We start from the raw sequence: 9,571 nt of genomic DNA on the forward strand, positions 1-9,571 counted from the left end.
TCCATTCCTTGCCGGCGGCAGCCATAACTGTTTTGTCTTTCCAGGTGGGAGTGAATAAAGGGGCGCACATTTCCTCACAGGCGTTGGGGTGGTAGACAGCAAATTTGTTTACCTGCTGCCCCTCGAGTTTTAACATTTCCGGAACTTCATGGATATCATATCCGTAAGAATCTCTCAGCCAGTGAAACATCTGGCTGCCTCCGTCTTCTGCGAAACAGCGTTCAGGTGTGGAAATAAAATAATCACAGGAAGGCATATTCTCTCTTACCATAGAACACATTCCTTTCCAGATTTCGTCAGGCAGAGTATCCACTTTCAGAATTTCCTTCGGAGTCCGTACAACAGTTCCTCCGTCAGAGATATAAAGCAGTCTGTCTGCGACAGGGGTAAACAGTTTTCTCTCACTTCTGTACTGCCGTCCGGAGCATGCCACAAAAACAATCCCCTTATCAATCAGCCTTCCGATAACCTCCATATACTCCCTGTCAATAGCCAGAGTCCCATCCTTTACCAAAGTTCCATCTATATCTGAAGCAATCAATTTAATCATATGAATAAGAAATCCTTTCTATAATAAATACAATAGGCATTTGCGAAACTCTGAACCTATTGAAAATATTGGTTTTTCGTTTTACAATTACCTAATAAATACAATCCCCATTTTATCACGCCAAAATATAACTTGCCATAAAAAATTTAGAAAAATTGCAACTATTCACCAGTCCCGGTTCATGCGTTACCATCCTGCAAAATGTTCTGTGAGGAAATCTCATCTGCATAGCCTGTCGTTGCAAGGCGCATTACTGTGAACGAAGTGAGCAGTAACAGCTCGGCAGTCCCGCAGCCAGCCAACAGGCAGGAAATATTTTTGGTTTCAGGTGCATTTGCAGTGGGTGTAGTAACTCTTGGTGCGTGGGAATCTGCGTTATTCAAAAATTGCTCACTGTCTGAGCGAAGCGAGTTTGAGCAATTTTTGAATGTTTTTAGCAGATTTCCACACACCTAGAGTTATTAGCCCGCGAAACCGCACCTGAAACCAAAAATATTTCCTGTCGTCCCCAATTTTTTTGCCCGTCAAACCCCATTGACTTTTCCACCCTTTTTTCTTATATTATATAAATAGAAATCTGCGTACTCTGAAAACTACGCATTTAAACCCTGAAAAAAGGAGAGTTGCTCGAAATGAACAAAAAAATGCTCTTTGTTTTCAATCCCAAGGCAGGTAAAGGCAAGATCAAAACAAACCTGCTTGATATAGTAGATATTTTCAACAAAGGCGGTTATGAAGTCATTATCTATTCCACACAGAAACCAAAAGATGCCTACGAGAAAGCCAAAGAATACGAATCCAAAGTGGACCTTATCGTATGTAGCGGCGGAGACGGGACTCTTGATGAGGTGGTTACCGGAGTAATGGAAAAGAAGAGTTCCATTCCCATCGGATACATTCCGGCAGGAAGCACCAACGACTTTGCAAACAGTCTCTTTATGCCGAAAAGCATGACAGATGCCGCTTCCATGATTATGGAAGAGAAACTTTATCACTGTGACATCGGCAGATTCAATAACCAGAGCTTTACATATATAGCAGCTTTCGGTCTTTTCACAGATGTAGCCTATCAGACAGATCAGGATCTCAAGAATATCCTTGGCCATGTAGCCTATCTTCTTGAGGGAGTGAAACGCCTTTTTGATATCAAATCATACCATATGAGAATTGAATCCGAAGAATTAACTGTGGAGGATGACTTCATCTTTGGGATGATCACCAATTCCCGTTCAGTGGGAGGGTTTAAGAACCTTACAGGCAAGAACGTGGATATGAATGACGGACTTTTTGAAGTTACCATGATTACAAGACCGAAGAATCCGCTGGAATTGCAGGAGATCATGACTGCAATGCTGACAGCAGAGGACAATACAGATCTGATTCATTCTTTTAAATCAGCCAGGGTGACCATTACCTCAGAAGAACCGGTACCATGGACTCTGGACGGTGAATACGGCGGCAGTCATACACAGATAGAGATTGAAAACTGCCACGAAGCACTGAATCTGTATCTGAAAAGTACAAAAAATGAGGAAACCAGATCAATTGGAATTTCCCCGTTAATAAATAAAAAGGAGAAATAAAATGGGTGAGTATATCAATGTAGTAGAGACTTTTGGATGTGACGTGTTTAATGATTCCGTCATGCAGGCACGACTTCCGAAGAAGATCTACAAAGAATTGAAAAAAACCATAGAAGAGGGCAAAGAACTGTCTATGGAAATTGCGGATGTAGTAGCACACGAGATGAAAGAATGGGCCATCGAGAAAGGTGCCACACATTACAGCCACTGGTTCCAGCCCCTTACAGGTGTGACAGCAGAGAAACACGATGCTTTTATCACTGCTCCGATGGATAACGGCAAGGTCCTGATGTCTTTCTCCGGAAAAGAACTGATCAAAGGTGAACCGGATGCATCTTCTTTCCCGTCCGGTGGATTAAGAGCAACTTTTGAGGCGAGAGGATATACAGCATGGGACTGTACATCACCGGCTTTTGTCCGTCATGATGCAGCAGGCGGAACACTCTGTATTCCTACTGCATTCTGTTCCTATACGGGAGAAGCACTTGACCAGAAGACACCACTTCTTCGTTCTATGGAAGCAATCAACACCCAGGCACTCCGTCTGTTGAGACTTTTCGGAAATACAACTTCTAAGAAAGTAACTCCGTCAGTAGGAGCAGAGCAGGAATATTTCCTGATCGATAAAGAGAAATGGCTTCAGAGAAAAGACCTGATCTATACAGGCAGAACTCTTTTTGGAGCTATGCCTCCGAAGGGACAGGAAATGGATGACCATTACTTTGGAAGTATCCGTCAGAGAATTTCCGCATACATGAAAGAGGTAAATGAAGAATGTTGGAAGCTTGGAATTCCTGCAAAGACACAGCATAATGAGGTTGCCCCTGCACAGCATGAGCTTGCACCGATTTATGCACCGGTCAATATCGCAGCAGACCAGAACCAGATGATGATGCGTATTCTTAAAAAGGTTGCCAGCCGCCATGGAATGCGCTGTGTCCTTCATGAGAAACCATTTGCAGGTGTGAATGGCTCCGGTAAGCATAACAACTGGTCTCTTACCACAGATGACGGAATCAATCTTCTGGATCCGGGCAAAACACCTCATGAAAATATTCAGTTCCTTCTGGTCCTCACCTGTATCCTGAAAGCAGTAGATGAACATGCAGATCTTCTGCGTGAATCTGCGGCAGATGTGGGAAATGACCAGAGACTTGGCGGCCATGAAGCACCGCCGGCAGTGATTTCTGTATTTCTTGGAGAGCAGCTGGAGGATGTTCTGGAACAGCTGGTCAGCACAGGAACAGCAACTCACAGTAAAAAGGGAAGTAAGCTGGAAACAGGTGTTAAGACTCTGCCTGATTTCATGAAGGATGCCACAGACCGTAACCGTACGTCACCTTTTGCTTTTACAGGAAATAAATTTGAATTCCGTATGGTAGGCTCAAGGGATTCTATTTCTGCATGTAACGTAGTCCTGAACACGATCACAGCAGAAGTATTTAAGGAAGCATGTGACCGTCTGGAAAAAGCTCCTGATTTCGAACTGGCGGTACATGACCTGATCAAAGAATATGCCACAGATCATCAGAAAATCGTATTTAACGGAAATGGCTATGCACCGGAATGGGAGAAAGAAGCAAAACGCCGCGGACTTCCGATCCTTCCGAGCATGGTAGATGCAATCCCTGCACTTACTACAGAGAAGGCAGTGAAACTCTTTGAATCTTTTGATGTATTCTCAAGAGCTGAGCTTGAATCACGTGCAGAGATTAAATATGAGATTTATTCTAAAGCAATCAATATTGAAGCAAAGACAATGATCGACATGGCAACCAAGCAGATTATTCCGGCAGTTATCAGATATACCACTGTTCTTGGCGAATCGATCAATACAGTGAAGACAGCGGGCGAAGGACTGATCGATGTAAGTGTACAGCTTGACCTGCTCAAGAAAGCGTCAAAACTCTTAAAGGCTGCAAACAGTGCCATGAGTAAGCTGAGCAAACTGGTTGAGAAGACCCCGGAATATGCAGAGGGACAGGACAGAGCTGTATTCTGCAGAGAAAAGGTGGTTCCTGCAATGGAAGCTTTACGTGAGCCTGTGGATGAACTGGAAATGATCGTAGATAAGGAAATGTGGCCGATGCCATCTTATGGAGATCTTGTATTTGAAGTATAATGTTGTAAAAATATAAAGAAGAATGCTATAATAAAAGGGTCGTGAATCTGTAAAAGATAAGCGGCCTTTTTCTATAACACAAACTGGACTATAATAGTTATATAAAGGAGAACTAAATGGAAGAACTGAAATTTCTGGAGGAGCAGCAGGTAGCCTCTGAACTGATAAAGAGAGTAGAAGAATTCCGCAGCCAGTATGAGGTGGTACCGGAGACTGCAGGCAGGATTGTGAAACCATCCATTCCATTTTACGGAAAAGACATTCTGGAAATGGCCATTGCCGGACTGCTCAAAGGGGAGAATCTATTACTCACCGGTCCGAAGGCAACAGGAAAAAATATCCTTGCAGAGAACCTGGCATATATTTTCAACCGTCCCGCGTACAATGTTTCTTTTCATGTAAATACTAACAGCGGAGATCTGATTGGCACAGACACTTTCGTGGACAACGAAGTTAAGCTCCGCAAAGGAACTATCTATCAGTGTGCAGAATACGGTGGTTTCGGAATCCTCGACGAGATTAATATGGCAAAGAACGATGCAGTTTCCGTTCTTCATGCAACTTTGGATTATCGCCGTTCCATCGATGTTCCGGGCTATGACAAAATTGATCTTCATCCGGCTGCCCGTTTTATCGGAACCATGAATTACGGTTATGCAGGAACCAAAGAACTCAATGAAGCGCTGGTATCCAGATTTCTGGTCATAGACATGCCGGCTCAGACTGAAGAATCCCTGGAATTTATTTTCCGCCGGATGTTCCCGAATATAAAAGAAAACGCCAGAACACAGTTCATCGGAGTATTCCTGGATCTTCAGCTCAAAGCCACAAACAGTGAAATTTCCACCAAACCTCTGGATCTGCGAGGTCTCCTTGCAGCCATGAAGATTGTAGAAACCGGACTTTCTCCGAGAAAAGCAGTTACTATGGGAGTGGTGAACAAGACCTTTGACATTTTCGAGAAAGAAATCGTAGAGGATATTGTGAAAACCAGAATTCCGGCAGACTGGACAAGGGATGATGTATATGAAAGATGAGAAAATCGTAGAAATCGACGATTATCGTCTGGAACTGGAAAACAGGATCCGCAATCTCCTCTGGACTATCAGCGGGGATTACACGTTAAATATGAAAGTAGACGTTTCCCTGTATCTGCGCTCAAAAGCAATCGCTCTGTATGACGGCATCAAGCAGGGCGCTCTGGCAAAATATTATGACAGAAATCTGCTGGGTTTATATCTGGTAAAAAAAGTTTTCTGCCAGGCAGGAGAGGGAGAACTGACTGCAGTAGCACAGCTATGTGTAGAAGAAGCAATCGGGGACAAAATCTGTCAGGAACGTCCGGGAGTCCGGGAGATGCAGAAGGAAGCATTCGAGGATATCCTGGATCAGGAGTTTGAACGGATGCCCGCATACGGAGATATTCTTGGCCGATTGAAGATTGCCATCCTGCGTGACCGTTTACAGAATGGAAACCATTATGTAGAAGAGCGTCTTCGGGAAATCCGCGACATGGTTTACAAAGCCAGAACAGCTGCAGACACTATAGAATTGATCCGTATTATTGACAGTCTTTACAACACTATCATTGATCCGAATTTTGAGAAAGATCATGGAACACTGGAACAGGTTATGGCAGTCACCCTGGAAGAACTGACAGAATACGACTGGGAAGATTTTCTTACAGAAGAACTTTATGAGGAAGCTCTGGAGAGTTACATCGAACAGATGACAAATAAGATTACGGACATGGAAGACACTGCTGTCACTGAAGAAATGGAAAAACAGCGCCAGACCAAACACAAAATTACAATTCTCACAGAGGAAGAACTTGAGAAAGCATACACCTATGTTGAGTTGAATTTCGGAAAAACTTATCTGACTCCTGCAGAAGAGAAGCGAATGAATTATCTGATGTGTAGGGAACTTCACAGGGACTGCAGCCTTTATTTTACAGAAGGAATTCTTAAGAATCCGGTCAAACGAAACTATCAGTACGAATATGCAGTGCGATTAAAGAATAAGAATATCTGGCTCTACCATGACAAACACAGAATCGTAAAGCAGAACATCGCATCCCTCACAGACCTTTTACGAAAGACACTGGTGCTGAAAAGCGAGACGCAGGAAGTACTGTCAGACAGAGGAACGATCATTCCGTCCAGACTCTGGCGTGTGGGCAGAAGCAGTGAAGCAAATCTGTTTAAAAGAGAATTGAAATCTGATGCATCTGATTTCGTAGTAGATGTGCTGATCGATGCCAGCGGTTCCCAGATGTCCAGGCAGGGAGATGTGGCATTACAGGCTTATATCATCAGTGAAGCATTAAGTAATGTAAACCTGCCTCACCGTGTCATGAGCTTCTGCACATTCTGGGACTATACGATCCTTCACAGATTCCGTGAGTACGATGATCCACAGTCAGCTAATGAAAATATTTTTAATTATGTAACTTCTTCCAATAACAGGGATGGACTTGCCATCAAAACCGCAGGATACGGTCTGCTTCAGAGATCTGAGGAGAAAAAAATCCTCATTGTATTAAGTGATGGAAAACCATATGATGTCATCGTAAACAGACCTCACGCAAAGAACCCGGAACCTTATATGGGAAAATATGCGATCAATGATACTGCTACAGAAGTGCGGCACCTGCGAAACCTTGGAGTAAGTGTTCTGGGAGTCTTTGCAGGGGAAGAAAAGGACCTATCCACAGAAAAAAGATATTTGGAAAAGATTTCGCATATATCCGGGATATTTCGAATTTTTCCAGAATTGTTGGGAGATACCTGATTAAACAGTTGGATTCAGATGAATAGACTGATAAAACAGGGAAAAAATATGCTGTTTGAGCGTGTTGATATGTTAAGAGATTATCAAGTTAGCACGTTAATATGGTAAAGTGCATAAAAAACCAGTTTTTTCACCTTGCCTTTTTGTATAAATTTCGCTATAATGTTCTATGTTTATAAATCAATACAAAAGGGAGAGGAAATCATGAACGAAAACAAAGAGTTCAAACCGTATATTCCGGCTGACAAGATCACACCTGAATTTACGGTGACATCCATCATCATGGGTGTTATCCTTGCAGTTATCTTCGGTGCAGCCAATGCTTATCTTGGTCTGCGTGTAGGTATGACTGTATCTGCTTCCATTCCGGCAGCAGTTATTTCCATGGGCGTAATTCGCAAGATCATGAAAAAGAACTCCATTCTGGAGAGCAACATGGTCCAGACAATCGGTTCAGCCGGTGAATCACTGGCAGCCGGTGCAATTTTCACAATGCCTGCTCTGTTCCTTTGGGCAGAAGAAGGACTTTGTGAAATGCCGGGTATCGTGGAAATCACATTAATCGCACTTTGCGGTGGTGTTCTTGGTGTACTTTTTATGGTACCACTTCGTAACGCACTGATCGTAAAAGAGCATGCAACACTTCTTTATCCTGAAGGAACTGCCTGCGCAGATGTTCTTCTTGCAGGTGAAGAGGGTGGTGCAAACGCTGCGACAGTATTCTCAGGTATGGGAATCGCAGCGATCTTTAAATTTGTCGTTGACGGTTTAAAGGTAATCCCTGCAGACGTTGCAGTAGCATTTAAAGGATTCAAAGGTGAAATTGGTATGGAATGCTATCCTGCACTTCTCGGTGTTGGATATATCGTAGGACCAAGAATCGCATCCTTTATGTTTGTTGGTTCTCTTATTGGCTGGATGGTGCTGATTCCGGTAATCTGTCTGTTCGGAGCTGATACAGTTATGTATCCCGGAACAGAAACAATTTCTGCTCTTTATGCAGCAGGCGGAGCATCTAAAATCTGGAGTACTTATGTAAAATATATCGGAGCAGGAGCTATCGCAACAGGTGGTATTATTTCTCTGATCAAATCCCTGCCTCTGATCATTGCAACCTTCCGTGATTCCATGAAGAGCATGAAGGGTGGCAAGAATACAAGTACAGAAAGAACTGCACAGGATCTTCCAATGAACGTTATCCTGATCGGTATTGTGGCAATGGTTGCGATCATTTGGCTTGTTCCGGCTATCCCGGTTAACCCGATCGGTGCGCTGATCATCGTAATCTTCGGCTTCTTCTTTGCAACTGTATCTTCCCGTATGGTTGGTCTTGTAGGAAGCTCCAACAACCCTGTATCAGGTATGGCTATCGCTACTCTTCTGATCGCAACAATGGTTATCAAAGCATCCGGCAATACCGGTATCGACGGAATGAAAGCAGCAATTGCGATTGGTTCCGTAATCTGTATCGTAGCAGCGATCGCAGGTGATACTTCACAGGATTTAAAGACAGGTTATCTTCTTGGTGCAACTCCTAAGAAACAGCAGATCGGTGAGCTTATCGGTGTTGTTGCTGCCGGTCTTGCTATCGGTGGAGTTCTTTATCTTCTGAACACTGCATGGGGATACGGAAGTGCAGAAGTACCTGCTCCTCAGGCAACTCTGATGAAGATGATCGTAGAAGGTATCATGGGCGGCAAGCTTCCATGGACACTGGTATTTATCGGTGTATTCCTTGCAATTGGTCTGGAAATCTTAAGAATTCCGGTTATGCCATTTGCTATCGGTCTTTATCTTCCAATCTACCTCAACGCTGCTATCATGATCGGTGGTGTTGTTCGTATGTTCGTTGACGGAAGAAAGAATGTTGATGATAAGAAAAAAGAAGAACAGGCAACAGACGGTACACTTTACTGTGCAGGTATGATCGCAGGTGAAGGTCTTGTAGGTATCCTTCTTGCAATCCTTGCAGTAGTAAACGTAAGCAGTGTATTTGATCTCTCCGGAAGCATTAACCTTGGTAATGCAGGCGGCGTGATCCTGATGTTACTTATGATCTTAAGCCTTCTGAAATTCAGTATCTGGAACAAGAAGAAAGCCTGATCAGGCGGAGATGATAATATTTAAATGAGTAAAAAGAAAAAAGAAATACAGATCAATTATCTGGATCTCATTCCTGAGCGCAGTGCACAGCTTCGCTGGCATACGGATATCAGGGGGAGAATGGTGCTGGAAATAGAGAATAAGGGCGCGTTTAACACGATTGCCCAGAAGCTGTTTGGAAAACCCAGATATACGAAGATACATCTGGATGACAATGGCACATTTATCTGGCCACTCATAGATGGCAGGAAGACAGTGGAAGATATTGCTGCACTGGTAAAAGACGAATTTGGGGAGAAGGCAGAGCCTTTATATCCAAGGATCGTTAAATACTTCCAGATAATGGAGAGTTATCATTTTGTAAATTTTATCAATAAGCCTGAAAAATAAGGTAAGAATAAGAGCGGGAGCAGTCCTTCA

General features: G+C 43.3%; 8 protein-coding genes. 6 read left to right on the forward strand and 2 right to left on the reverse strand.

The window, feature by feature from the left end; translation table 11 throughout:
• Positions 1 to 550 (reverse strand): HAD hydrolase family protein (locus tag AC075J_RS17160; protein ID WP_476390540.1); only part of this gene is annotated, 550 nt, incomplete at its 3' end.
• A gap of 179 nt (positions 551 to 729) precedes the next feature.
• Positions 730 to 933, reverse strand: coding sequence for a hypothetical protein (locus AC075J_RS17165; protein WP_055201242.1), 204 nt, complete (start codon positions 931 to 933; stop codon positions 730 to 732).
• A gap of 249 nt (positions 934 to 1,182) precedes the next feature.
• Between AC075J_RS17165 and AC075J_RS17170 the strand changes: the two genes are divergently transcribed.
• The 6 genes from AC075J_RS17170 to AC075J_RS17195 all read left to right on the forward strand — a co-directional run bounded on the left by AC075J_RS17170 (position 1,183) and on the right by AC075J_RS17195 (position 9,541).
• Positions 1,183 to 2,133 carry a diacylglycerol/lipid kinase family protein gene (locus tag AC075J_RS17170; RefSeq protein ID WP_008707346.1) on the forward strand — a complete coding sequence of 317 codons (951 nt, stop codon included), beginning with the start codon at positions 1,183 to 1,185 and terminating at the stop codon, positions 2,131 to 2,133.
• A gap of 1 nt (position 2,134) precedes the next feature.
• Positions 2,135 to 4,255 carry a glutamine synthetase III family protein gene (locus tag AC075J_RS17175; protein WP_008707348.1) on the forward strand — a complete coding sequence of 707 codons (2,121 nt, stop codon included), beginning with the start codon at positions 2,135 to 2,137 and terminating at the stop codon, positions 4,253 to 4,255.
• 116 nt (positions 4,256 to 4,371) lie between these two features.
• A complete protein-coding gene (locus AC075J_RS17180; protein ID WP_022380146.1) occupies positions 4,372 to 5,292 on the forward strand; it encodes an AAA family ATPase in 921 nt (306 codons plus the stop codon).
• Positions 5,282 to 7,048, forward strand: a complete 1,767-nt coding sequence (locus AC075J_RS17185; RefSeq protein WP_476390541.1) for a cobaltochelatase CobT-related protein — start codon at positions 5,282 to 5,284, stop codon at positions 7,046 to 7,048. Before AC075J_RS17180 ends, AC075J_RS17185 begins: the two co-directional genes overlap by 11 nt.
• A 204-nt stretch (positions 7,049 to 7,252) precedes the next feature.
• Positions 7,253 to 9,151 carry an OPT family oligopeptide transporter gene (locus AC075J_RS17190; protein ID WP_008707353.1) on the forward strand — a complete coding sequence of 633 codons (1,899 nt, stop codon included), beginning with the start codon at positions 7,253 to 7,255 and terminating at the stop codon, positions 9,149 to 9,151.
• A 24-nt stretch (positions 9,152 to 9,175) separates the two neighbouring features.
• The gene (locus AC075J_RS17195; protein WP_022380147.1) at positions 9,176 to 9,541 is read left to right on the forward strand and encodes a PqqD family protein; all 366 of its coding nucleotides are present in this window, start codon (positions 9,176 to 9,178) and stop codon (positions 9,539 to 9,541) included.
• Positions 9,542 to 9,571 lie beyond the last annotated feature (30 nt).

The organism is Blautia sp. ZXY-1-C6, from assembly GCF_056339875.1.